The organism is Stenotrophomonas sp. STEN063, assembly GCF_056854515.1.
Genome location: NZ_JBXFWF010000071.1, coordinates 1 through 24,232, shown reverse-complemented (window position 1 = coordinate 24,232; position 24,232 = coordinate 1). Strand labels below are relative to the sequence as shown.

Sequence of the window (24,232 nt, the reverse complement as noted above, 5' to 3'; positions counted from 1 at the left end):
CCCCCACCCCCGCCCCCCGCGCGCCCCCCCGGGGGGGGGCCTATGTCCCGCCCCCCGCCAGCGGCGTCTTAGCGTCCCCCGCCCCCCCCCGCGCCGAGGGCGCCCCGGCACTACCGGAAGCAAAGCTTACCTCGCGTACATCGGTTTGAATCAGGGGCCCAGCAGCTCAAAGCTGACGGCATCCCCACTCACCGACGAAGCGCATACCCACACATCAAACAGCCCTGGCTCGGCGGTGTAATCACCGTCCACACCAGTGAACGCCAGCTGCTGTCGGTCCAGAAGGAACTCAACGTCCACCGAGTCGCCGGCAGCTACATCAACCTTACGGAACGCCTTCAGCTCGCGCACCGGCCGTACCCGGCTGGCGACGCGATCATGCACGTATAGCTGCACCACTTCCTCTCCCGCAACCGCACTGATGTTGCGCAGCGTGGTGCGGATCACCAGCTCACCGTCCCAAGCCAACTGCGGCGTGCTCAGGCGCGGCGTTTCATATTCAAAGCGCGCATAGCCTATGCCATGGCCGAATGCATACAGCGCCGTGTTCGGGAACTCGCGCCAGCGCGCCTTGAATTCCGACATGGTCGGCAGTTCGGGTCGGCCGGTACGGGGATGACTGTAGAAATAGGGCTGCTGGCCCGAGGCGTGCGGGAAACTCACCGGCAATCGCGCCGACGGGCTGTAGTCGCCAAACAGGATGTCAGCCAGCGCATGGCCATTCTGCGTGCCCAGATACCAGGTAACCGCAATGGCCTGCGCATCACGCACCGCGTCCTGCAAGGCCAGCGCGCGACCATTGCGCAGCAGCACCACCAGCGGCGTGCCGGTGGCGGCGACGGCTTCGGCCAATGCCTGCTGTGCCGGCGGCAAGGTGATCTCAACACGCGACTGCGCTTCACCGCTGTAACGCTGCGGCTCGCCAACTGCCAACACCACCACGTCAGCACGTTGCGCGGCGGCGACCGCTGCCTCGATACCACCTTCCAGCGGCTCTTCCAAACCGCAGCCCGCCACGACTTCCAATGCCGCGGCATCGCCAAGGGCGGCACGTACGCCGCTCTCCAGGGTGACGTAACGCGACTTGTCGCCGAACAAGGTCCAGCAGCCTTCAATGTTGTCGCGGTCCTGCACGAACGGACCGATCAACGCGATTTTCTGCCCCTGCTTCCTCAGCGGCAGCAACTCGGCTTCGTTCTTCAGCAACACCACCGAGCGGCGCGCGGTGTCGCGCGCCAATGCGTCGTGTTCTGCGATATGCGACTGATCAGCCTCGCGCGCCGGGTCCAGCGAACGGTAGGGGTTGTCGAACAGGCCGATCGCGTCCTTCAAACGCAGGATGCGGCGTACCGATTCGTCGAGCACCGCCATCGGCACATCACCGGCGTGCACCAGCCCGGCCAGATGCTGGTCGTAAAAACCGCTCTGCATGCTCAGGTCCAACCCGGCGAGGAAGGCCTTGCGGGTAGCATCCACTTCATCGGCGGCATAGCCATGGGCGATCAGCTCCATGTCGGCGGTGTAGTCGGAAACCACCACGCCTTCGAACTTCCATTGCTTGCGCAGCAGATCAGTCAGCAGCGCGCGGTTGGCGCTGGCCGGTACGCCGTTGATGTCGTTGAAGGCGCTCATCAGCGACAGCGCGCCGGCATCCAACGCCGCTTTGAACGGTGGCAGGTGCACATCGCGCAATGTCTGCGGCGAGATATCCACCTGCGCGTACTCCATACCAGCGGCAACCGCACCGTATGCAGCGAAATGCTTGGGCGTGGCCAGCAACGAGTCTTCGGCAGTCAGGTCATCGCCCTGGAAGCCGCGCACGCGCGCGGCTGCGAATTCGCAGCCCAGCACCACGTCCTCGCCCGCCCCTTCGGCACCGCGTCCCCAGCGCTGGTCGCGGGCGATATCCACCGCTGGTGCATAGGTCCAGTGGATACCAGCGGCAGTCGCTTCGATGGCAGTAGCGCGAGCAGTGCGACGGGCCAGGTCCGGCTCGAAGCTGGCGGCCTCGCCCAGCGGGATCGGGAACACGGTGCGCATGCCGTGAATCACATCGGAGGCGAGGATGACCGGAATACCCAGCCGGCTTTCCTCCAGCGCCACCTGCTGGATGCGCCGGCCCAGCTCGGCGCCGACGCCATTGAACAAGGACCCGACGCGGCCTGCGCGCACCTGTTCCAGCACCTGCTCGGCATTGCGTACGTTGGCCTCCGGGTTAACGTCCGGGGCGAACGGCCGGACCATGTCGGCGAATACGCTGAGCTGGCCGACTTTTTCGTCGACGGTCATGCGGGAAATCAGGGATTCAATGCGGTCGGGGGCCACCGGCAGTCCTTCATGTAAACGATTTCAAGCGGGCAATTCTAGCGCTACAAGTGTGAAGCGGCTGCCGCATGGCTGCAGCGGTAGTGCCGAGTCATGCTCGGCATCACGCCCCCTCCCTTTGGCAAAGCCAAGGGGAGGGTTGGGGAGGGGTGGTTCTTCGCTTGGAAAGCCCCCAGCCGAGCATGGCTCGGCACTACCGCTTCAGCCCCTCTCCCGCGCGCGGGGTAAGAGGGGCAGTTTGCGAACCATCGGTTCGCTGCCCTCTCGAACGCCCTTGCGCCGGCGCAAGGGCCGGGGCGCGGAGCGGAGGTTGGGGTGAGGGGGCCTTTCGCTCTGGTAAAGCCCTTGCCGAGCATGGCTCGGCACTACATGAGCAACATCTGCCGAGCATGGCTCGGCACTACAGGTGGGTCAGGCGCGCTGCTCGCGGGCAGTCATCAGCATGGCGTCGCTGGATTCCTGGAACACATGCAAACCGAACTCCGGCAGCATCGCCAGCAGGTGGTCGAACATGTCCGACTGGATGGCCTCGTACTTGGCCCAGGCGGTTGAGGAAGTGAAGCAGTAGATCTCCAGCGGCAGGCCCTGCGGGGTCGGCGCCATCTGCCGCACCAGCAGGGTCATGTCCTGATGGATGCCGGGGTTGTTCCGCAGGTACAGCTCGACATAGGCACGGAAGGTGCCCAGATTGGTCAGCCGACGCGCATTGACCGGTTCCGGATGCGCCTGCGCCACCTCCGCATTCCACTGCTGCAGCTCCTGCTGCTTGCCCGCCAGATAGTCATCCAGCAACGCGATCTGGCCCAATCGCTCCAAACCACCCGCATCGAGGAAACGCACGCTGTGCTGGTCCAGGTAGATCGAACGCTTGATCCGGCGTCCGCCTGATTCCTGCATGCCGCGCCAGTTCTTGAACGACTCGGTAACCAGCTTCTTGGTCGGGATGGTGGTGACGGTCTTGTCCCAGTTCTGCACGGTGACGGTGTGCAGGGCGATATCGATCACATCGCCATCGGCGTTCTGGCTGGGCATTTCGATCCAGTCGCCGATGCGCACGCGGCCATCGCCGCTGATCTGCACGCTGGCCACCAGCGACAGGATGGTGTCCTGGAAGATCAGCATGAACACCGCCGTGGCCGCGCCCAGGCCAGTGACCAGATGCAGCAGCTCCACGCCGACCAGGATCGCCACGATCGACAGGCCGGCAAACACGAACACCACGATCTTGACGACCTGCAGATAGCCCTTGATCGGCTTGTTGCGGGCATCGGCGCGCCGCTCGTAGAAATCGTTGAAGGCATCCAGCGCGTGCGACACGGCCATCGCGATGGTCAACACCGTCCATGCATGACACAGCGCCTTCAAACCGCTCACCAGCCCCGGCGGCAGCTCCGGCACGATGCTCAAACCCGCAGCAAGCACCACCGATGGCACGATATTGGACAGCCGTGCAATTACCCGCAGCGGCTGCCTGGCGTTGTGGTTGGGACCGGAGAAGCGCTCGATCATCGAACGCAGGCCACGCAACAGGATGCGCTTGGTGACGAAGTTGGCCAGCCATGCCACCAGCAGCAATCCCGCCAGCACCACCGCCGGGTAGGCCATCGGGTACGGCGCCAGCATGTTCTCCAGCTGATCCAACCAACGAATTCCCATTACCGCCATCGTGCACTTCTCCTTCTACTCGTACCGCAGAAACAACCTGTCCAAGCGCATTGCTTGATCGGACAGGCATGACTCAGGCCGCGCACCGCAGTGCGCGCGACCGGATTACAACAGGCTCAGACGTCAGCGCGGCTACGCTCGATGATCACGCCAACCGCACGCGCACCGCGCACCGCGCCGGGCTTGCTCAGCTTCAATCGCAGCCATTGCACGTTGAATTCGTCCAGAACGATCTGCGCGCAGCGCTCGGCCAGCGTTTCCACCAGGCCAAAATCAGAAGCGCGCACGAATTCCATCAGGCGCTTGCTGACGGCCTTGTAGTTCAGCGTGTCGACGATGTCGTCGCTGGCCGCGGGCTTGCGGTTGTCGAAGCCCATTTCAAGATCAAACACCAGGGTCTGGCGGATGCGCCGCTCCCAGTCATAGATGCCGATCAGGGCGTCGATTTCGAGCCCTTCGATGAATACCTTGTCCATTGCATCTGTCGTATTGGATGAATACGACATGGTAACGGCAGCAGACTGAGCCTGCCGTGGACGAGCACGGCAAGCCTGCTTTTCAGCCCTGCAGCGGCGGTAGCAAGGCCATGTCCCAGCGCGGCGTCACCTTGATCTCGGCCGGGCCGTGCTGGCCGGCCTGCAGGCGCAGGGCGCCAGCGAAGGCGATCATCGCGCCGTTGTCGGTGCACAGTGCCGGCCGCGGGAAGCAGACCCGGCCGCCGCGGCGCTGGGCATCGTCCTGCAGCTTGGCGCGCAGGCGCTTGTTGGCGCCAACACCGCCGGCCACCACCAATACGTCGCAGCCGGCCGCATCCAGCGCGCGGCCGCACTTGATCACCAGGGTGTCGACCACCGCATCCTCGAAGCCGCGGGCGATGTCGGCGCGGGTCTGCTCGGTCTGGTCGCTGTCGCGCCAGGCCATCAGCACCTGGGTCTTCAAGCCGGAGAAACTGAAGTCCAGTCCTGGCCGGTCGGTCATCGGCCGGGTGAACTTGTAGCGCCCCGGGGTGCCGATCTCGGCCAGCTTGGCCAGCTGCGGCCCGCCCGGGTACGGCAGGCCCATCATCTTGGCGGTCTTGTCGAAGGCCTCACCGGCGGCATCGTCTAATGTCTCGCCGAGCAGGCGGTACTTGCCGATGGCGTCCACGGCAATAAGCTGGGTGTGGCCGCCGGAGACCAGCAAGGCCACGAACGGCGCTTCCGGCGGGTCGTCTTCCATCAGCGGCGCCAGCAGGTGGCCTTCCATATGGTGTACGCCGATGGCCGGCACATCCAGGCCCCAGGCCAGCGAGCGGGCAACGCCGGCACCGACCAGCAACGCCCCGACCAGGCCGGGGCCGGCGGTATAGGCCACGCCCTCGATCTCGGAGATGGCGATGCCCGCCTCGTCCAGGGTCTGCCGGATCAGCGGCAGGGTCTTGCGCACGTGGTCGCGGCTGGCCAGCTCCGGCACCACGCCACCGTATTCGGCGTGCAGCGCAATCTGGCTGTAGACGGCATGCGCACGCAGCGCGGCCGCCCCGGAGAGTGAGGTGTCGTAGACGGCTACGCCCGTCTCATCGCAGGATGATTCAATGCCAAGGACTTTCATAAGGCGTATTGTGGACCTCTCTGACGCCCCAGCCAAATCGCGGGGGTTGCACGTCCGCGCAAAGGGACTATAATGCGCGGCTCACCGGGTGTGTCCCGGTTTTTCTACAGAGTCCCCGGAGATTCCATGCCCAGCGTTAAAGTCCGCGAGAACGAGCCCTTTGAGTTTGCTCTTCGCCGCTTCAAGCGCACTTGCGAAAAGGCCGGCGTGCTGGCCGAAACCCGCAAGCGCGAGTTTTACGAAAAGCCGACCCAGGAACGCAAGCGCAAGGCTGCTGCAGCCGTGAAGCGCCAGCTGCGTCGTTCCTCGCGCGACGTCACCAAGCGTCAGCGCCTGTACTGATCGTACGCAACTCCTGAACGGGGGGCTCCGGCCTTCCGTACTGGGGTGAAAGCCGGCACGCGCAAGCGTAGCCGGCTTTTTGCGTTCCAGACGCCGGCAATGCTGACGTCTTTTCCCATATTCCCGACCCAAAGAGGTGCTCCATGAGCCTGAAGCAACAGCTGACCGAAGACATGAAGGCCGCCATGAAGAGCGGCGACAAGCACTCGCTGGGCGTGATCCGCCTGATCAATGCCGCCATCAAGCAGCGCGAAGTGGACGAGCGCATCGAGCTGACCGACACCGACGTGATCGCCGTGCTGGACAAGATGGTCAAGCAGCGCAAGGACTCGGTCACCCAGTACGAAGCCGCCAACCGTGAAGACCTGGCATCGGTCGAGCGCGACGAGATCGTGGTCATCGAGCGTTACGTGCCGGCCAAGATGGGCGAAGCCGAGATCCAGGCCGCCATCGCCGCCGCCAAGGCCGAAACCGGCGCCAGCAGCGCTGCCGACATCGGCAAGCTGATGGGCGTACTCAAGCCCAAGCTGGCTGGACAGGCCGACATGGGCCTGGTGTCCAAGCTGGTCAAGCAGGCCCTGGCCGGCTGATCCTGGCTGCCGAGGTTGTGCGACAAGGCCCGCCAAGTGCGGGCTTTGTTGTTTTTGCCGCACGCTTTTTTGTGGGAGCGGCATAAGCCGCGAAGCCCGGTGCAATGAAATCACCTACTGGCCGGCGATCTGAGGGATCGGTGGCTTCGCGGCTTACGCCGCTCCCACATCTGTTGTGCATTTTCGGGTAAGCCCCTGCCGAGCATGGCTCGGCACTACGGGTGTGGGCCGAATGGCCGCCGGGGACCGCCCCATTCACCCGCCCCGAAGCCCGGCTTTGCTAGAACAGAGCCCTGCCTTCACGCGATCCATCTGATGCCTGCACCCCGCCCCACCCTGCATTCGCTCAAATCCCGGCTGGAGATGCTCCAGCAAAGCCTGCCGGCTGCCTTGGTGCGCCGCTTCGTCGAAACCGACGTGATGACCCAGGCGGCATCACTGGCCTTCTATACCCTGCTGTCGCTGGCGCCGCTGCTGGTCCTGCTGCTGTGGCTGACCGCCTCACTGTACCCGCCAGCGCAACAGACACTTATCGAGCAGATCGGCTCACTGGCCGGCCCCAGCGTGGCCGAGGTGGCCCGTACGGTGATCACCAACGCCAGTGCCCAGCCCGACCTGGGCTCGTTTGCCGGCATCTGGAGCCTGGTCCTGCTGTTCATCGGCGCCACCGTGGTATTCGCCCAGCTGCAGGCTGCCTTGAACCTGATCTTCCGTACCGACTCCAAGCGCTTCGAAGGCATCTTCGGCTGGCTGAAGAAGCGGGTGTTCTCGGCCGGCGTGGTGCTGGCACTGGGCTTCCTGCTGATCGTGTCGATGGTGGCCACCACTGCCCTGCAGGTGATCTTCTCGCACCTGCCCTCTGCCCTGCCGGCGGTGGGCTATGTGACCACCCTGTTGTTGTACGCACTGGGCTTTGCCTTCCTCTACCACTACCTGCCGGACCGACCGGTGGACTGGCGCCAGGCCTTCCTCGGCGGCGTGATCACCGCGATGCTGTTCACCCTCGGCCGCTATGCGATTGGCCTGTACATCGCAAACGCGGCGCCGGGCAGCGCCTATGGTTCGATGGGCACGCTGGTGATCATGCTGGTGTGGATCTACTACGCCAGCGTGGTGTTCTTTGGCGGCGCACTGATCACCGCGGTGATCGATGAGCGGGCGTATGCGCGGCGCAAGGTGGCGGCTGAGGCCGAGGTTGATGTTGGGGCTTTGGACTGACGGCAAGCGCAGAAGCAAAAGCCCCCTCCCCAGCCCTCCCCTTCGCTACGCGAAAGGGAGGGGGCAGAAGCCACTCCCTCCCTTTGCCGCAGGCAAGGGGGTGAAGAAGGTCTGCTTGCGCGGCACTGCCGCGCGACCTGATGAACGACCGAAGGCTATGCCTTCGGGCCGGACGGGTTGGGGAGGGGTCGCCTTGCGCCGTTGACTGAAAACCATCAAGCCCAACATCCAGCCAGCACCAGCCCAGCCTAGTACACTCCCCTTCCCCCCTTTCATCGCGCCCCGCCAACCGGCGGCGCTGTTCATTTGCCGCATGGCCCGACTTCCCGACGCGTTTATTGACGACCTGCTGGCCCGCACCGACATCGTCGAAGTGGTGGGCTCACGTGTGCCGCTCAAGCGCCAGGGCAAGGAATACGCGTCGCGCTGCCCGTTCCATGACGAGCGCTCGGCCTCGTTCACGGTCTCGCCGACCAAGCAGTTCTATCACTGCTTCGGCTGTGGCGCGCATGGCACCGCGATCAGCTTCCTGATGAACTACGACCGCCTCGAGTTCCTCGACGCGGTGGATGAACTGGCCAAGCGCGTGGGCATGGAAATCCCGCGCGAAACCAACGCACGCACGCCGCAGCAGCAGGACGACAGCCGCGACCAGTACTCGGCGCTGGATGCCGCCACCCGCTTCTTCCAGAAGCAGCTGGAAGGCAACGACAAGGCCCGCACCTACCTCGATGGCCGTGGCGTCGATGCCGACACCCGCGCCCGCTTCTCCATCGGCTATGCGCCGGATGGCTATAGCGCGCTGAAGGATGCACTGGGCAAGGACGAGCGGCGCATGAAGCTGCTCGAACGCGTCGGCCTGTTCTCCAAGAACGACCGCGGCCACGTCTACGACAAGTTCCGCGACCGGGTGATGTTCCCGATCTTCGACCGCCGTGGCCGCGTCATCGCCTTCGGCGGCCGTGTGATGCAGAAGGACGACGGCCCCAAATACCTCAACTCGCCGGAAACCGCGCTGTTCCACAAGGGCCGCGAACTGTATGGCCTGTGGCAGGTGCGCCAGGCCAACCAGAAGATCGAACGCCTGATCGTGGTGGAAGGCTATATGGACGTGGTCAGCCTGTTCCAGTTCGGCGTCACCCAGGCGGTGGCGACGCTGGGCACGGCGACCACGCCGGACCATGCCGAGCTGCTGTTCCGCAACGCGCCCGACGTGTACTTCTGCTTCGACGGTGATGCCGCCGGTCGCCGTGCCGGCTGGCGCGCACTGGAGTCGGTGCTGCCGCGCATGAAGGACGGCCGCCAGGCCTTCTTCCTGTTCCTGCCCGATGGCGAGGACCCGGACACCATCGTGCGCAAGGAAGGCGCCGACGCTTTCGACGCACGGCTCAAGCAGGGCACGCCGCTGTCGCAGTTCTTCTTCGACGAGCTCAGCCGCGAGATCAATCTAAGCACGCTCGACGGCAAGGCGCGCCTGGCCGAACGCGCGAAGCCGATGCTGGCGCAGATTCCCGATGGCGCCTTCGGCGACCTGATGAAGCAGGAGCTGGCGCGCCTGACCGGCATCGGCAGCACGGCAACGGCCGCAGCGCCTGCGGCGCGGCCACCGATGCGCAACAACGCGGTGCCTGCGCAGAAGCGCAGCCTGGTGCGTGCCGCCATTGCCATCCTGTTGCAGCAGCCCTCGCTGGCGATGAGCCTGGAAGGTCACCACGCCATCGGCGGCCTGCGCCTTCCCGGCATCGAACTGCTGGTCGAGCTGTTGAACCTGGTACAGCAGCGCCCGGACATCAGCACCGGCGCCCTGCTCGAACACTTCAACGAGCGCGAAGAACAGGCCGCATTGCACAAGCTGGCCGCGCAGGCGCTGCCCGGCGATGAAGCGATGTGGGCACAGGAACTGCAGGACGCCGTGCTGCAGCTGGAGAAGCAACTGCTGACCCAGCGCCTGGACGAGCTGCAGGCAAAACAACGCCAGCAAGGCCTGGACGACACCGACAAATACGAACTGCGCGAGCTGCTCAAGGCCCGCGCCAGTCTGCGCCTCTGACATCTGCAAGGGAGCACTGCATGTACACCTACCGCCTGTCACTGCTCCTCTCGCTGCTGCTCGCCGCCAACGCCTACGCTGGCGATGCGGCGTTGCGCCAGCCGCGCCCGGACCTGATCACCGCCGGCCAACCCAGCGCACAACAGCTGCGCGATGCCGCCGCCAATGGCGTCACCACCGTCATTGATCTGCGCCGTGCAGATGAAGATCGCGGCTACGACGAAGCCGCCTTGGCCGAACAACTTGGCCTGCGCTATGTGCGCCTGCCCATCGCCGGTGCTGGCGACATCACCGAAGCCAACGCGCGCACGCTGGACCGCCTGCTCAAGCAGGACAGCGGCAAGACCCTGCTGCATTGCGCCTCCTCCAACCGCGCTGGCGCCTTGCTGTCGGTGATCGACGCACGCATCAACGGCGCATCGGTGGACGACGCACTCAAGTTCGGCCGCGATGCAGGCATGACTTCACTCGAGCCCGCTGCACGCGCTGCACTGGACACACCCACACCCTGATCAGGAGGCATTGCCGACATGACCCGCTGGTGGTCGCGACTGCGACCGGACAACTTCACCCTCGCCCTGCTCGCCACCGTTGCCCTGGCCAGCGTGCTGCCACTTACCGGCGCCGCAGCCAAGGGCTTCGACCACTTCACCGATGTCGCCATCGCCGCGCTGTTCTTCCTGCATGGCGCGCGCCTGCCACGCGAATCCATCGTCGCCGGCCTGCTGCACTGGCGCCTGCACATCACCATCCTGGCCTGCACCTTCGTGCTGTTCCCGCTATTGGGATTGGCGATGAAGCCGCTGGCCGGCTGGGCGCTGACGCCCGAGCTCTACATCGGCGTGCTGTTCCTGTGCGCCCTGCCCTCAACCGTGCAGTCCTCGATTGCCTTCACCTCGATTGCCGGTGGCAACGTGCCGGCAGCGGTGTGCGCGGCTTCGTTGTCGAGCATCCTCGGCGTGTTCCTGACCCCGTTGCTGATGACCGTGCTCGCCGGCTCGCAGGGCGGCATGGCCAACCCGCTGCATGCGGTCGGCGCGATCATGCTGCAGCTGCTGGTGCCATTCGTACTTGGCCACCTGCTGCGGCCGTGGATTGGTGGCTGGATCGAGAAGCGCCGCGGCCTGCTGCGTTACACCGACCAGGGCACGGTGCTGCTGGTGGTCTACGCCGCCTTCGGCGAATCGGTCAGCGAAGGCCTGTGGAGCAAGACCCCGCCGCTGTCCTTGCTGGCTGCTGCGCTGGTTGCAATTGTGTTGTTGGCCATCGCCATGCCCGGCATCACCTGGCTGGCACGGCGGCTGGGCTTCAACCGTGCCGACCAGATCACCATCATGTTCTGCGGCTCCAAGAAGAGCCTGGCCACCGGTGTGCCGATCGCCAAGGTGTTGTTTGCCGGCGGCAGCCTCGGCGCGATCGTGTTGCCGATCATGATCTACCACCAGATCCAGCTGATCGTCTGCTCGATGGTGGCGCAGCGGTATGCGAAGCAGAATGCTGGAGCAACCCAGCAATAAGCCGAACCGGATTTGTAGGAGCGGCGTAAGCCGCGAAGCCACCAATGCATCCAATAGCAGCGCGCACCGCAATCAAACATTCCGTGATTGCAGTTTCTCCCGCAGCCGGAACGACCATCAGCTTCGCGGCTTACGCCGCTCCTACAAAAAAAGGCCGGCGAATGCCGGCCTTTTCATTGCTCGATCACAACCAGGGCAACAGCCAGTGGTCGACCAGCAGGAAGGCGAACAGCGCCATCAGATACACGATGGAATAGCCGAACATCTTCATGTTGAACATCTCGTCCGGCGGGTTCTGCATCTTCCATGCGTACCAGAGGAACACGATGTTCAACACCGTTGCCCCGCCCAGGTAGAACATGCCGCTCATGTCGATGGCCACCGGCAGCAGCGTCACCACCGCCAGCACCACCGAGTACGCCAGGATCTGCTTGCGGGTATGTGGCACGCCGTGGGTCACCGGCAACATCGGGATCTCGGCCTTGGCGTAGTCAACGCGGCGGAAGATGGCCAGTGCCCAGAAGTGCGGCGGAGTCCAGATGAAGATGATCAGCACCAGCAACGAGGCGTAGGCCCAATCCGAGCTGCCCTGCATGCCGGTGATCGCTGCCCAGCCCAGCAGCGGCGGCGTTGCGCCTGCCAGGCCACCGATGACGATGTTCTGCGAGGTCGCCCGCTTCAGGTAGACGGTGTAGATCACCGCATAGCCAATCAGCGAGGCGAAGGTCAGCACTGCGGTGATCACGTTCACCCACAGCACCAGGATGGTCATCGACAGCGCGGTCAGCGCGCCGGCAAACACCAGCACCTGCCGCGGCGAGACCTTGCCGACCACCAGGGGCCGCCACGAGGTACGCGCCATCTGCGCGTCGATGCGCGCATCCAGCAGCTGGTTGATCGCCGCTGCGGCCGAGGCCGACAGCCAGATGCCAAGGAAGCCGAGCAGACCGGTCACCACCTGCGCGGTGGTGGGCAGGCCCGGAATGGCCAGGCACATGCCGACCAGGGCGGTGAACACAATCAGTGCCACCACCTTCGGCTTGGTCAGGTCCCAGTAATCACGCCATGTTGTACGCATCATTCACTCCGGGGCGCGCAGCCGCGCCAGCAGCGTGACCAATACAAACAACAAGGCAACCGCACCGCCGCTGTGCATCACCGCCACGGCCAGCGGCAATGCCAGCTTGACGTTGAGCACGCCCAGGGTGACCTGCAGCAGCAACAGCACGATCACGGCGCTTGCCCAACCACGCATGCCCGGCAGGCGGAACATGCGCACCGACAGCACCAGCAGGTACAAGGCCACCAGCACCGCGAACATCCGGTGCGCCATCTGGATGGCGATACGCGAGGCGCCATCGAGCACGCCGCCTTCGTAATCCACGCCGATGCCACGCCACAGGGTGAAGCCTTCGCTGTAATTCTGCTGCGGCCACCATTGGCTGACGCAGCGCGGGAAGTTGTCCAGCGAGGCACTGCCGCCACCGCAGGCCAGTGCCGCGTAGTTGGCACTGACCCAACCGCCGAGCGCGATCTGCAACACGACCAGGGCAACGGCGCCACGCAGCCACCAGCGCAGGCGCGGCGCCTCGGCCAGGGTGATCGGCAGATGCGTGGCCTTCCACGCCATCCACACCAGCATGCCGAACATCAGCATGCCGCCGAGCAGGTGGCCCATCACCACGATGGGCTTGAGCAGCCAGGTGACCGTCCACATGCCGAGCAGGGCCTGGAACACCACAACCGCCAAGGTCAGCACGGCCGCGCGCGCCAGATCGATGTTGGACCAGCGCAGCGCCGCCAGCAGCAGGATTGCTTCGCCACCGATGGCGAGCACGCTGGAGGCCACGTGCTCACCGCGCATATAGAGCGGTATCGCCAGCGCCACCAGCGCCGAGGCGGTGACGATCTGGGCAATGCCATGCTTGCGCCGGCGTGCCGCCAGCAATGCCAGGGTCAGCACTTCAACGCCAAGCAGGCCGGCCAGGAAACGGTGCACCTGTTCACGCCAGGCCTTGTGGGTCTCCAGCGGACGGATCTCGCTGGCCACGTGCTGGGCGGCTTCCATCTGCGTCTGCGGCCAGGTCACGCGGCCATAGCAGGTAGGCCAATCCGGGCAGCTCAGGCCGGCATCGGACAGGCGCACGAAGGAGCCGAACATGATCGTGCTCGCCGTCATGATCAGTGCGAACCACGCCAGTCGGTGGAAATTGCGGTACAGCGCCGGACGCGCGGAGGCATTCATCGAACGGAACTCACATCAGTTTCAACAGCTTGGATAGATCAGCCCGCAGTCCACCCGGTTCAAAACCCGGCGCATAGCGGAATACCACAAAGCCATTGGGATCAATCACATACACCGGGGTACCGGCCGGGTCATCAACCCCCGGCAGCTTGCCCCGGAACGCAGGCTGGGGCTGCAGCACCTTCAGTGCCGGCGTCGCAGCCACCTGCTCAGGCGGCGTACCCAGCCACAATATCTCGACATTATCCGCGTTATGCCCGAACAACTGCCACACCTTGTCCAATTGCTGCGACAAAGTGACGCAGGCCGGTGCGCAGTCAGCCGGCGGCGCCAGCAGGATGCGCCAGTGGCGCTCGCCAGGGTTCCAGTCGTAGGCCTGGCCGTTGGCCAGATGCAGCTGCTCGCTGCGCAGGTCCAGCGCCGGCTGCAGCAGTTCACCGTGATGGCGGTTGATCTGCGGCGTCCAGCCCGAGAAGCGCAGGATGCCAGCCAGCGCCATCGAGCCGAAGAACATGGCGAAGATCAACAGCAATACCCGGCGGCCGCGGTTGCGGGTGGCGAGCTGGTCGGGGGTGAGTGCGTTCATGGCTGGGTTCTTTTCGAGCTGGCGATGGAGTGGCTGGGTGCGAAAGCTGGAGCAAAAGCTGGAACTAAAGCAAAGGCTGGAGCAAAGGCTGGAGCTAAAGCAAAGGCTGGAGCAAAGGCTGAAAGCACCCCTCCCCGGCCCTCCCCTTCACCTTCGGTGAAAGGGAGGGGGAAATTCAACGGCAAAGACAGGAGCGAGGATCAAAGCGACGGTGCAGCGCTCTGCCCCCTCCCTTTGGCGCAGCCAAGGGGGTGAAGAAGGTCTGCTTGCGCGGCACTGCCGCGCGACCTGATGAACGACCGAAGGCTATGCCTTCGGGCCGGACGGGTTGGGGAGGGGTGCTTTGGCTTTGGCTTTGGCTTTGCCTTTGCCTTCCAACCAGCTCCAACCTACACCCCATTCCCAACCCCCAACTTCCTGCGCTTCTTGAACTGCAACACCAGCGCAATCAACAACACCGCCAAGGCCATCGCGAACCATTGCACCGCATAACCAAGATGCCGCGAAGGCGGCAAGGTATTGGGCAGCAGGTCCAGGTCACGCACATAGCCCAGCGGCAACGCTGGATCCAATCGCAACACCTTCGGTGCCAGCACCGCGCCGCCCAGCCCGAGCTGCGCGGCAATCGCCGGCAGGTCGATCCGAGTCGCCAACCAGGTCTGCGGTTGCCTGGCCGCAGTCAATGCCGGGCCCAAGGCAATGCCGGTTGCCGGCGCAGGCGCCCACAGTCCCTGCAGCGTCTGGGTGCCCTGCTCTGCGTTGATCGTCGGCATGCTGCGGTCAGCAGGCAGCGGCAGCCAGCCCAGATCGACCAGCACGACGGCTCCGTCGGCAGCGCGCGCAGGCTGGTAGACCTTGATGCCAGCGCGACCTTCCCGCAGTTGGTTGTCCAGCAGCACGCTGCCGGGCAGGAACTGCAGCTGGTCACGCACCCAATGCAGGGAATCCGGGGCGGCGGCGGCCTGGGCCAGGCCGAGCGCGGCGTCGCGACTCGGCGGCAGCTGTGCAAGCAAGGCCTCTTTCTGCTGCATGCGCTGCAGCTGCCAGCCGCCCAGCGCGCAGAACAACGCGGCCACCAGCACCGCCACTACCCAGCCGAAAACCGCCGTGTGCTGTCGCGTCATGACAAGCTGCCGCCAAGCGGGTGATATAGCACTGCCCTTCCACCCATCGAGCCACGCATGAATGATTCGTTGAAGACCTTGCTGGTAATCGCGTTCTTGATCGTCATCGTCTGGAATCTTGGTGCCGGCCTCTATTACCTGATGATCGATCGCGGCCAGACCAAACGGACGGTCAATGCGTTGACGCGGCGTATCGCGCTGTCAGTGGTGCTGATCCTGCTGGTTGCGCTGAGCATCTACATGGGCTGGATCAAGCCGCATGGTGTGGGCGGCTGAACATCGCAGCAGCCGCTCTGCATTGCAGCGCGGCTGCCGACACTTGTTACAGCACGTAGACAAACAGGAACAGCATCAGCCACACCACGTCGACGAAGTGCCAGTACCACGCGGCCGCTTCGAATCCAAAGTGGTTGTCGCGGGTGAAGTGTCCCTTGGCCGCACGGAACCACATCACGATCAGCATGATGGTCCCGAGCAGCACATGCGCACCGTGGAAGCCGGTCAGCATGAAGAAGGTCGAGCCGTAGATGCCCGATCCCAGCGTGAGGTTCAATTCCTTGTAGGCGTGGATGTACTCCTCAGCCTGGAAGAACAGGAACACGCAGCCCAGCAGCACCGTGGCGCCCAGCCAGATCAGCAGCTGCTTGCGGTTGCCCGCCTTCAGTGCGTGATGGGCGATGGTCAGGGTCACGCCCGAGGTCAGCAGGATCAGCGTATTGAGCAGCGGCAGGCCCCAGGCCGGAATGGTCTGGAAGGCGCCACCGATATCGGCCGGGCCGTTGGTCGGCCAAGCAGCGGAATAGCCATCCCACAGGTATTCGTTGGTGAGTACGCCATGGCCTTCACCACCGAGCCAGGGCAGGCCCATGTTGCGGGTGTAGAACAGCGCGCCGAAGAAGGCGGCGAAGAACATCACCTCGGAGAAGATGAACCAGATCATCCCCATCCGGAACGAGCCATCCACCTGGCGGTTGTAGTTGCCGCCCTCGGATTCGCGGATGACATCACCGAACCACAGGAACAGGGTGAACACCATCATCGCCACCCCGATGAAGAAGGCCGCGCGGCCCCAGCTGGCGTCGTTGAGCCAACTGGCTACCCCGACCATCATCACCAGCATCGCGATCGATCCTACAAACGGCCATTTGCTGCTGCTTGGCACGAAGTAGACATTGGGATCAGGGGTGTTATGGGCCATGGCGTTGCTTCCGGGTCCGTGATCAGGGAGCTGCGTGTGCGGCCGCCGCGGCAGATGCCGGAGTCAGCCGTTCGGTCAGCGCATCATTCTTGTAGAAGGTATAGGACAAGGTAATCGTGTTGACGTCGGCCGGCAGGTCCGGGTCGACGATGAACCGTACCGGCATGTCGCGCTTCTCACCGGCCTGCAGGGTCTGGGCGGTGAAGCAGAAACATTCGGTCTTGTTGAAGTAGCCCGAGGCACGGGCCGGTGCCACCGACGGCACCGCGCTGCCAACCAACGCGCGGTCGCTGTCGTTGCGGGCGTAATACAGGGCTTCGTTCAACTCACCCGGCACCACGTCCATCGTCAGCTTTTCCGGATGGAAGGCCCACGGCAGCTTGGAATTGACGCCGCCATCGAACTCCACCCGCACGGTGCGCTTGCCGGTGGTCGCATGTGCATTGGCTTCGTGCGTGGTCGCGCCACGCTCAAGGCGCACGCCGAATACTTTTTCGCAGGCGATGCGGTACAGCGGCACCAGCGAGAAGGTCAGCACGAACACCGCCAACGCCACGCCGATCAGCCGGCCAAGGCCGGCATTGGGCTTGGGTGCGGGCGCCGGCGCGGTCAACTCGCCAGCACCCCGGACAGGATGAAGCCGACGTAGACCGCCACCGCGATCAGGCCGACCACCAGCGCGGTGCGCCGCGAGCGGCGCCTGCGCAGTTCCAGTTCCTCAGCCTGCCATTGCTCGTTGCTGCTCATCGCAGGATTCCTCAATGGGTCACGTCGTCATGCGCCAGGTCGCCCGGCTTGATCACCGGCGGCACGGTGAAGGTATGCGCGGGCGCCGGTGAAGGAATGGTCCACTCCAGGCCCTTGGCGCTTTCCCAGGCACGCGCTTCGGCACGCTTGCCGTTGCGCAGCGAGGACAGCAGGATCGCCGCCATCATGAACGGCGTGGCGAACATGCCGAATGCGCCAATCGAGCTGATCAGGTTCCAGTCGGCGAACACCGGGTTGTAGTCCGGGATACGTCGCGGCATGCCGGCCAGGCCGAGGAAGTGCTGCGGGAAGAACAGCAGGTTGACGAACACCATCGTCCACCAGAAATGGAACTTGCCCCAGAACTCGTTGTACATGCGGCCTGTCCACTTCGGCCACCAGTAGTAGACCGCGGCAATCAGCGCCAATACCGCGCCGGTCACCAGCACGTAGTGGAAGTGCGCCACCACGAAATAGGTGTCGTGGTACTGGTAGTCGGCCGGCACGATGGCCAGCATCAGGCCGGAGAAACCGCCGATGGTGAACAGGATGACGAAGGCGATGGAGAACAGCATCGGCGTTTCAAACGTCAGCGAGCCCTCCCACATCGTGCTGACCCAGTTGAACACCTTCACCCCGGTCGGGATCGAGATCAGCATCGTGGCGAACATGAAGTAGATCTCGCCACCCAACGGCATGCCCACCGTGAACATGTGGTGGGCCCACACGATGAACGACAAGAAGGCGATGGCGGCAGTTGCATAGACCATCGCCTGGTAACCGAACAGCGGCTTGCGGCTGAAGGTCGGCAGGATCTCGCTGACCACGCCGAACGCCGGCAGGATCATGATGTAGACCTCGGGGTGCCCGAAGAACCAGAAGATGTGCTGGAACATCACCGGGTCACCGCCACCGGCGGCGTTGAAGAAGCTGGTGCCGAAGAACTTGTCGGTCAGCAACATGGTCACCGCGCCAGCCAGCACCGGCATCACCGCGATCAGCAGGAAGGCGGTGATCAGCCAGGTCCAGCAGAAGATCGGCATCTTCAGCAGATCAATGCCCGGTGCGCGCATGTTGAGCACGGTGGCGATGATGTTGATCGCGCCCATGATCGAGCTGACACCGGCGACGTGGATGGCGAACACGCTGAAGGCAACGTTGTAGCCGCCCTGCAGCGACAGCGGCGGATACAGCGTCCAGCCACCGGCCGGCGCACCACCAGGCAGGAACAGGGTCACCAGCAGCATGCCGAAGGCCACCGGCAGCAACCAGAATGACCAGTTGTTCATGCGCGGCAGCGCCATGTCGGGCGCGCCGATCTGCAGCGGGATCATCCAGTTGGCCAAGCCGACGAAGGCCGGCATCACGCCACCGAAGATCATCACCAGTGCATGCACGGTGGTCATCTGGTTGAAGAACTCGGGCTTGACGAACTGCAGGCCGGGTTGCGCCAGCTCCAAGCGGATCACCACGCTCATCGCCGCACCGATGATGAACATCGTGAAGCTGAAAAGCAGGTACAGCGTGCCGATGTCCTTGTGATTGGTGGAGAAGAACCAGCGCTCGAAGAAGCCCTGTTGGTGGCCGTGGTGATCGGAGTGGTCCACTGCGGTATTCGCCATTGCAACTACACCTCGTTATGCGTTTTCAGGCATCGCGCCGGTGGCACCGGCACGCAGTGGTATCAGGCAGCGGCCGCCGCAGCTGCGGCGGGGGTTGCTTCCGGTTGCGTTGCTTCTGGCGCCGCGGCAGGTGCCGGTTCGGCGGCAGGTGCGGGCTCAGCTTCGGCAGGTGCTGCAGGCGCCGGCTTGCGCGAGGCCAGCCAGGACTTGAACTCGTCCTTGGATACGGCCTTGACCACGATCGGCATGAAGCCGTGGTCCTTGCCGCACAGCTCCGCGCACTGGCCGCGGTACACGCCTTCGGTTTCGATGTTGGTCCAGCGTTCGTTGATGAAGCCCGGCACGGCGTCCTGCTTCCAGCCCAGCGCCGGCACCCACCACGCATGGATCACGTCGTCGGAGGTGATGACGAAACGCACCTTGGTATCCACCGGCAGCACCAGTGGGTTGTCCACGTCGAGCAGGTAATGCGGATCGCTGGCCATGGTCGGCACGCTGCCGCTCTGCCGCACTTCGTCGGACTTGCGGTCCAGGCGGCTGGTGAAGGCGACGTTTTCACCCAGGTATTCGTACTTCCACATCCACTGATAGCCGGTGATCTTCACCGTCATCTCGGAATCGCGGGTGTCGTACATGGCGATCAGCTTGGCCGTGGCCGGCCAGGCCATCACCACCAGGATGATGATGGGGATGACGGTCCAGATGATTTCCGCCTTGGTGTTGTGGCTGAACTGCTTGGCCACCGCGCCCTTGGACCTGCGGAATTTGAACATGGCGTAGGCCATCGCGCCGAACACCAGCACGCCGATGACGGTACAGACCCACAACGCCACCATATGTGCGTCCCACGCCATACGCGAGGTATGGGTGACGCCCTTGCCCATATTGAGCTGCCATTCCTTGGGATCGGCGGTCTGCGCCCATGCTGCCTGCGCCGACAGCATCATCGCTGCCGCTGCCAAACCGTGTTTCAACTTCGCGCCCCACACGCTGCTTTGCTTCATTGCCTAGACCCTTGACGTCATCGGTTGCTGCCATTGCTGGCCGCGAGCAAGCCTTCAAGTGTCACCGCAAGTTCCCGACGTTCCACGGGTGCGAGGAAACTCCCCACTTCCACCCACTTGCCGCTGGAAACCAGCAGGACCCGTTCCTTCCCGGTCACCACCCGCACCCAGTACGGATGTGCGTGGAATACCGGCGAAACTCCGGCCGCGGGAATCACTTCCACGCAGTCCGGTCCTACCCGGATCTCTTCCCGGCGATTGCTGCTGCGCCAACATGCGCGAAGTGCAGCCGCCACCAGAAAGCCATGCAACAACGCGAAGACAGGGGCCAGGCGGTTGCCGGACAGCCAAGCCAGGCCGGCCGCGAACACCATCAATCCTGCCAACGCTGCAAACAACTGGACGAACTGCCGAGCACTGAGTGCCCGTGGGGGGTGCAGTAGCAGCTGCGTCCCTGAGCCATCGGAATCTTGCCGAAGCACCTGGATCATCACAGCCGCGTCCATTCCGCGGAAATCGAGTTCGATGGTAGCCCTGCCCGCACACGCCCGGCAAGCTTCCATTCATCATCGTCATCAATGCTGCAGTGCACATCAAAACTGTGCCCATATCGTCCAAGCACGTCGATTTAGATGCCGGAATCGGCACAATCCAAATCACCTCGCTGAATATTGCAAAAGCGCCCACAGGCCAGTGCTTTCACCCTGCAAACAGACACCCGCAGGGGACTAGGAAATCCGCCACCGAAGATTAAAATGGCCGAATCCAACTGTGGCCGAGCGCATGAACGCAACACCTTCTCCTGATGTCGCCTCCCCTACGTCACCGGCCCCGCCGCTGCTGACGCCCGAGCTGCCGCCGGCGCCATCGGCGCTGCGCCAGGCCATCACCGATGCATGGCTCAAGGACGAAGCCAGCCACGTGCGCGAACTGCTGGAGCAGGCGCGCCTGCCGGCCGCCGAACAGGCACAGGTACAGGCCACGGCCGCCGACCTGGTGCGCCGCGTGCGCGCCCGTTCCAAGAACCAGGGCGCGATTGAAGCCTTCATGCGCCAGTACGACCTCGGCAGCGAGGAAGGCGTGCTGCTGATGTGCGTGGCCGAAGCCCTGCTGCGCATTCCGGACCAGGAAACCGCCGACAAGCTGATCCGCGACAAGCTGGGCGAAGCCGACTGGAAGCGCCACATGGGCCAGTCCGATTCGGTGCTGGTCAATGCCTCGACCTGGGGCCTGATGCTGACCGGTCACCTGGTTGACCTGGCCGATGCCACGAAGCGCGACGTGCATGGCGCGTTCAAGCGCCTGATCGGCCGCGTTGGCGAGCCGGTGATCCGCCTGGCCGTGCGTCAGGCAATGAAGATCATGGGCCACCAGTTCGTCATGGGCCGCACCATCGACGAAGCACTGTCGCGCTCGCACAAGGGCGACAACAGCAACTACCGCTACTCCTTCGACATGCTCGGCGAAGGCGCGCTGACCATGAAGGACGCGCTGCGCTACCTGGAAGACTACCGTCGCGCCATCCACGCCATCGGCAGCGACAACATCGCCCGTGGCGGCAAGGCCGATGGCGACGTGACCAAGTCGCACGGCATCTCGATCAAGCTGTCGGCACTGTACCCGCGCTATGAACATGCCAAGCGCGAGCGCGTGCTCAAGGATCTGGTACCGGGCGTGCTGGAACTGGCGCAGCTGGCCAAGTCCTATGGCATCGGCTGCACCGTCGACGCCGAGGAAAGCGACCGCCTGGAACTGTCGCTGGACATCATCGAACGCGTGGTCAGCGATCCGTCGCTGAAAGGCTGGGCGGGCTTCGGCATCGTCGTGCAGTCCTACCAGAAGCGCACGCCGTACACGATTGATTACCTCGCCGACCTCGCCCGCCGCATCGGCCACAAGCTGCAGGTGCGCCTGGTCAAGGGCGCGTACTGGGATGCGGAAATCAAGCGCGCGCAGATCGAAGGCCTGCCCGGCTACCCGGTGTTCACCCGCAAGCAGAACACCGACGTGTCCTACATCGCCTGCGCCAAGCGCCTGTTCGGCCATGCCGATGCGATCTACCCGATGTTCGCCACCCACAACGCGGCCACCATCGCCACGATCAAGCAGATCGCCAAGGGCGGCGTGTACGAGCACCAGAAGCTGCACGGCATGGGCGATGACCTGTATGCCGAGGTGATTCCGGCTGAGCGCCTGAACGTGCCCTGCCGCGTGTACGCACCGGTGGGCTCGCACGAAGACCTGCTGCCCTACCTGGTGCGTCGCCTGCTGGAAAACGGCGCCAATTCCAGCTTCGTCAACCGCATCACCGATGAAGACGTGTCCATCGACGACCTGATCCGCGATCCGGTCGAAGCCGTGTCTTCGTTCGCTTCCATCCCGCACCCCAAGATCCCGCTGCCGGTTGATTTGCTGCGCAGCCAGAACCACGACAGGACCAACTCCATGGGCATCAACCTCGCCAACGACAACGAACTGCGCGCCCTGGCCGAGCAGCTCAACGCCGCCATCAAGCCATGGCAGGCGACCCCGCTGGTGCAGGGCGTGGCCCCGGGCACGCCGTCGCAGCCGGTGGTCAACCCGGCCGACAACCGCCAGGTCGTCGGTCACTGGCAGGCTGCCGATGCCGCCACCGTGCAGAAGGCGCTGGCCAATGCCGTGGCCGCGCAGCCGGCCTGGAACCGCACCCCGGCCGCCAGCCGCGCCGCCATCCTCGAGCACGCCGCCGACCAGCTTGAAGCGCGCATCGCCGAGTTCATGGCGCTGTGCGTGAAGGAAGCCGGCAAGAGCCTGCCCGACGGCGTCGCCGAAGTGCGCGAAGCGGTGGACTTCCTGCGTTACTACGCCAAGCAGGCGCGCGAGCAGTTCGGCACCGCCGAGAAGCTGCCCAGCCCGACCGGCGAAAGCAACGAGCTGCAGCTGCACGGCCGTGGCGTGTTCGTCTGCATCAGCCCGTGGAACTTCCCGCTGGCGATCTTCCTCGGCCAGGTGGCCGCTGCCCTGGCCGCCGGCAACAGCGTCATCGCCAAGCCGGCCGAGCAGACCAACCTGATCGGCTACTACGCAGTGAAGCTGCTGCTGGACGCAGGCGTGCCGGAAGGCGTGTTGCAGTTCCTGCCGGGCGATGGCGCCACCGTCGGTGCCGCACTGACCGCCGACCCGCGCGTGGCCGGCGTGGCCTTCACCGGCTCCACCGAGACCGCCCGCGCCATCAACCGCGCGATGGCTGCACGCGATGCCGCCATCGGCGTGCTGATCGCCGAGACCGGCGGCCAGAACGCCTTCATCGCCGACTCCTCGGCACTGCCGGAGCAGCTGGTCAAGGACGCCATCGGCTCGGCCTTCACCTCCGCCGGCCAGCGTTGCTCGGCAGCGCGCGTGCTGTTCGTGCAGGACGACATCGCCGACAAGGTGATGGGCATGCTGTCCGGCGCAATGGCCGAACTGAAGGTTGCCGACCCGGGCGAACTGTCCACCGACGTCGGCCCGGTCATCGACGCCGACGCACTGCAGATCCTCAAGGACCACGCCGTGCGCATGGACGCCGAGGCACGCCTGATCGCCGCCGCACCGCTTTCCGACGCCGCCGCGCATGGCACCTTCTTCGCCCCGCGTGCGTATGAGCTGAAGGACCTGAACCAGCTGCACAAGGAAATCTTCGGGCCGGTGCTGCATGTGATCCGCTGGAAGGCCGATCAGCTGGATGCGGTGATCGACCAGATCAACGCCACCGGCTACGGCCTGACCCTGGGCGTGCATTCGCGCATCGACGAAACCGTTGATCGCATCGCTTCGCGCGTCAACGTCGGCAACGTCTATGTCAACCGCAACCAGATCGGCGCGGTGGTCGGCGTGCAGCCGTTCGGTGGCCAGGGCCTGTCCGGCACCGGCCCCAAGGCCGGTGGCCCGCACTACCTGCTGCGCTTCGCCACCGAGAAGACGGTGACGGTGAACACCACCGCCGCCGGCGGCAACGCCTCGCTGCTGACCCTGGGCGACTGATTCCAGCAGTGTCGTGATTGAGGAAAGCCCCGCGCAAGCGGGGTTTTTCTTTGCCCTGCGAAAAGCCTACCCCTCCCCAGCCCTCCCCTTCGCTACGCGAAAGGGAGGGAGCGTAGTGCCGAGCCATGCTCGGCAGAGGCTTTCACAGCCTCGCCATGATTGTGGGAGCGGCGTAAGCCGCGAAGCCGGGATCATTGAACACCGCCATACCTGCCACCTGATCGACCATCTGCTTCGCGGCTGATGCCGCTCCCACAATCGCTGCGTCAAACGGATTGTTCCTTGCGAAAAACTACCCCTCCCCAGCCCTCCCCTTCGCTGCGCGAAAGGGAGGGGGCGGTAGTGCCGAGCCATGCTCGGCAGAGGCTTTCCCGGTAGTGCGACAGCCTTGTAGGAGCGGCGTCAGC

General features: G+C 64.5%; 22 protein-coding genes. 8 read left to right on the top strand and 14 right to left on the bottom strand.

Annotated elements, in window-relative coordinates:
• Window positions 1–150 precede the first annotated feature (150 nt).
• The 4 genes from AC1VWL_RS16430 to tsaD form a co-directional block, all read right to left on the bottom strand.
• Window positions 151–2,325: a glycoside hydrolase family 3 N-terminal domain-containing protein gene (locus AC1VWL_RS16430; RefSeq protein WP_482987383.1), complete on the bottom strand. Its 2,175-nt coding sequence runs from the start codon at window positions 2,323–2,325 to the stop codon at window positions 151–153.
• 411 nt (window positions 2,326–2,736) lie between these two features.
• The gene (locus tag AC1VWL_RS16425) at window positions 2,737–3,990 is read right to left on the bottom strand and encodes a mechanosensitive ion channel family protein (protein ID WP_481614735.1); all 1,254 of its coding nucleotides are present in this window, start codon (window positions 3,988–3,990) and stop codon (window positions 2,737–2,739) included.
• A 116-nt stretch (window positions 3,991–4,106) separates the two neighbouring features.
• The gene (folB, locus tag AC1VWL_RS16420) at window positions 4,107–4,466 is read right to left on the bottom strand and encodes a dihydroneopterin aldolase (RefSeq protein WP_481614736.1); all 360 of its coding nucleotides are present in this window, start codon (window positions 4,464–4,466) and stop codon (window positions 4,107–4,109) included.
• 82 nt (window positions 4,467–4,548) lie between these two features.
• Window positions 4,549–5,580 carry a tRNA (adenosine(37)-N6)-threonylcarbamoyltransferase complex transferase subunit TsaD gene (gene tsaD / locus AC1VWL_RS16415; RefSeq protein WP_296246838.1) on the bottom strand — a complete coding sequence of 344 codons (1,032 nt, stop codon included), beginning with the start codon at window positions 5,578–5,580 and terminating at the stop codon, window positions 4,549–4,551.
• 126 nt (window positions 5,581–5,706) lie between these two features.
• Here tsaD and rpsU point away from each other — a divergent pair, with 126 nt between their 5' ends.
• The 6 genes from rpsU (at window position 5,707) to AC1VWL_RS16385 (ending at window position 11,297) form a co-directional block, all read left to right on the top strand.
• Window positions 5,707–5,922, top strand: a complete 216-nt coding sequence (gene rpsU / locus AC1VWL_RS16410) for a 30S ribosomal protein S21 (protein WP_002808376.1) — start codon at window positions 5,707–5,709, stop codon at window positions 5,920–5,922.
• Between the two features lie 143 nt (window positions 5,923–6,065).
• Complete coding sequence (locus AC1VWL_RS16405) at window positions 6,066–6,512, top strand: GatB/YqeY domain-containing protein (protein ID WP_282272614.1); 447 nt, start codon at window positions 6,066–6,068, stop codon at window positions 6,510–6,512.
• A gap of 315 nt (window positions 6,513–6,827) precedes the next feature.
• On the top strand, window positions 6,828–7,730 hold the full coding sequence (locus AC1VWL_RS16400) for a YihY/virulence factor BrkB family protein (protein ID WP_482987382.1): 903 nt from the start codon (window positions 6,828–6,830) through the stop codon (window positions 7,728–7,730).
• Window positions 7,731–8,043: 313 nt separating this feature from the next.
• Window positions 8,044–9,780 carry a DNA primase gene (gene dnaG / locus AC1VWL_RS16395; RefSeq protein WP_482987381.1) on the top strand — a complete coding sequence of 579 codons (1,737 nt, stop codon included), beginning with the start codon at window positions 8,044–8,046 and terminating at the stop codon, window positions 9,778–9,780.
• A 20-nt stretch (window positions 9,781–9,800) separates the two neighbouring features.
• Window positions 9,801–10,292 carry a protein tyrosine phosphatase family protein gene (locus AC1VWL_RS16390; protein WP_482987380.1) on the top strand — a complete coding sequence of 164 codons (492 nt, stop codon included), beginning with the start codon at window positions 9,801–9,803 and terminating at the stop codon, window positions 10,290–10,292.
• An 18-nt stretch (window positions 10,293–10,310) separates the two neighbouring features.
• Window positions 10,311–11,297: a bile acid:sodium symporter family protein gene (locus AC1VWL_RS16385; protein ID WP_482987379.1), complete on the top strand. Its 987-nt coding sequence runs from the start codon at window positions 10,311–10,313 to the stop codon at window positions 11,295–11,297.
• A gap of 184 nt (window positions 11,298–11,481) precedes the next feature.
• Here AC1VWL_RS16385 and cyoE read toward each other — a convergent pair whose 3' ends face one another.
• The 4 genes from cyoE to AC1VWL_RS16365 form a co-directional block, all read right to left on the bottom strand.
• Window positions 11,482–12,375, bottom strand: a complete 894-nt coding sequence (gene cyoE, locus AC1VWL_RS16380; RefSeq protein ID WP_296253347.1) for a heme o synthase — start codon at window positions 12,373–12,375, stop codon at window positions 11,482–11,484.
• Window positions 12,376–12,378: 3 nt separating this feature from the next.
• A complete protein-coding gene (locus tag AC1VWL_RS16375) occupies window positions 12,379–13,542 on the bottom strand; it encodes a COX15/CtaA family protein (protein ID WP_282268151.1) in 1,164 nt (387 codons plus the stop codon).
• Between the two features lie 10 nt (window positions 13,543–13,552).
• Window positions 13,553–14,128 (bottom strand): hypothetical protein, encoded by a 576-nt coding sequence (locus AC1VWL_RS16370; protein ID WP_296253351.1) that lies wholly within the window; start codon window positions 14,126–14,128, stop codon window positions 13,553–13,555.
• 389 nt (window positions 14,129–14,517) lie between these two features.
• Window positions 14,518–15,252 (bottom strand): SURF1 family protein, encoded by a 735-nt coding sequence (locus tag AC1VWL_RS16365; RefSeq protein WP_482987378.1) that lies wholly within the window; start codon window positions 15,250–15,252, stop codon window positions 14,518–14,520.
• 57 nt (window positions 15,253–15,309) lie between these two features.
• Between AC1VWL_RS16365 and AC1VWL_RS16360 the strand changes: the two genes are divergently transcribed.
• Complete coding sequence (locus AC1VWL_RS16360; protein WP_282268147.1) at window positions 15,310–15,528, top strand: twin transmembrane helix small protein; 219 nt, start codon at window positions 15,310–15,312, stop codon at window positions 15,526–15,528.
• 46 nt (window positions 15,529–15,574) lie between these two features.
• Here AC1VWL_RS16360 and AC1VWL_RS16355 read toward each other — a convergent pair whose 3' ends face one another.
• The 6 genes from AC1VWL_RS16355 to AC1VWL_RS16330 all read right to left on the bottom strand — a co-directional run bounded on the left by AC1VWL_RS16355 (window position 15,575) and on the right by AC1VWL_RS16330 (window position 20,314).
• Window positions 15,575–16,450, bottom strand: coding sequence for a cytochrome c oxidase subunit 3 (locus AC1VWL_RS16355; protein ID WP_282268145.1), 876 nt, complete (start codon window positions 16,448–16,450; stop codon window positions 15,575–15,577).
• A gap of 22 nt (window positions 16,451–16,472) precedes the next feature.
• On the bottom strand, window positions 16,473–17,063 hold the full coding sequence (locus tag AC1VWL_RS16350; protein ID WP_482987377.1) for a cytochrome c oxidase assembly protein: 591 nt from the start codon (window positions 17,061–17,063) through the stop codon (window positions 16,473–16,475).
• On the bottom strand, window positions 17,060–17,197 hold the full coding sequence (locus tag AC1VWL_RS16345; RefSeq protein WP_296253360.1) for a hypothetical protein: 138 nt from the start codon (window positions 17,195–17,197) through the stop codon (window positions 17,060–17,062). Before AC1VWL_RS16345 ends, AC1VWL_RS16350 begins: the two co-directional genes overlap by 4 nt.
• An 11-nt stretch (window positions 17,198–17,208) precedes the next feature.
• Window positions 17,209–18,819: a cytochrome c oxidase subunit I gene (ctaD, locus tag AC1VWL_RS16340; protein ID WP_282268140.1), complete on the bottom strand. Its 1,611-nt coding sequence runs from the start codon at window positions 18,817–18,819 to the stop codon at window positions 17,209–17,211.
• A 62-nt stretch (window positions 18,820–18,881) separates the two neighbouring features.
• The gene (gene coxB, locus AC1VWL_RS16335) at window positions 18,882–19,823 is read right to left on the bottom strand and encodes a cytochrome c oxidase subunit II (protein WP_482987376.1); all 942 of its coding nucleotides are present in this window, start codon (window positions 19,821–19,823) and stop codon (window positions 18,882–18,884) included.
• 17 nt (window positions 19,824–19,840) lie between these two features.
• Window positions 19,841–20,314 (bottom strand): DUF2244 domain-containing protein, encoded by a 474-nt coding sequence (locus AC1VWL_RS16330; RefSeq protein ID WP_282268136.1) that lies wholly within the window; start codon window positions 20,312–20,314, stop codon window positions 19,841–19,843.
• A 292-nt stretch (window positions 20,315–20,606) separates the two neighbouring features.
• Between AC1VWL_RS16330 and putA the strand changes: the two genes are divergently transcribed.
• The gene (gene putA / locus AC1VWL_RS16325) at window positions 20,607–23,825 is read left to right on the top strand and encodes a bifunctional proline dehydrogenase/L-glutamate gamma-semialdehyde dehydrogenase PutA (RefSeq protein WP_482987375.1); all 3,219 of its coding nucleotides are present in this window, start codon (window positions 20,607–20,609) and stop codon (window positions 23,823–23,825) included.
• The last annotated feature ends 407 nt before the right edge of the window (window positions 23,826–24,232 follow it).